Source organism: Streptomyces sparsus (assembly GCF_054776295.1).
Genome location: NZ_BAAHCA010001745.1, coordinates 1 through 516, shown reverse-complemented (window position 1 = coordinate 516; position 516 = coordinate 1). Strand labels below are relative to the sequence as shown.

Annotated in this window: 1 protein-coding gene and 1 pseudogene; both read left to right on the top strand. The window is 77.7% G+C overall.

The features are described 5' to 3' along the window. Positions 1-212 (top strand): hypothetical protein (locus ACYVE9_RS30620; RefSeq protein WP_461031097.1); only part of this gene is annotated, 212 nt, incomplete at its 5' end. Between the two features lie 38 nt (positions 213-250). Continuing rightward, positions 251-516 (top strand): annotated as a pseudogene (locus tag ACYVE9_RS30615) (hypothetical protein); the annotation flags it as partial.

Below are 516 nucleotides of genomic sequence, written 5' to 3'. Positions count from 1 at the left end.
CGGCCGGCGAAGCCGGCGGGGGAGCGGAGCGCGGACCCGGGGGCGGGGGAGCGGGAGGCGGTTCGGAGCCCGCGGTGGAGCGCGCCGAGGCGGGCCGCGACATCCGGTGGGAGACCGGATACCGGATGCACCCGTGGGCCGACATCCAGCCCCCCGGTGAGTCGGTGAAGCACCGGCGGCTGTGGCACTCCAGCCCCGGGAGCGCGGGATGACCCCGCGCGGCCCCGGGCGGGGTCAGCCGGGACCGGGGGTGCCGGAGACCGGGGAGCACGCACGGCCGGAGCGCGGGGCGCCGGAACCCGGACTGCCGGAACACGTGCTGTATGTGCACTTCGGGCCGGGGGATACCGCGAGGGAGCGCTATCCGGAGCTGCTGGAACTGCTGGCCGACATCACACCGGTGGTGCAGGCGCTGCCGCCGGACGCCGCACTGGCCGACGTCCGCGGCGCGCTGCGCTACTTCGGCCGGACGGCCGCCGAGCTGGCCGAGGTGCTCCGGGTGCGCTCGCTCGCCCG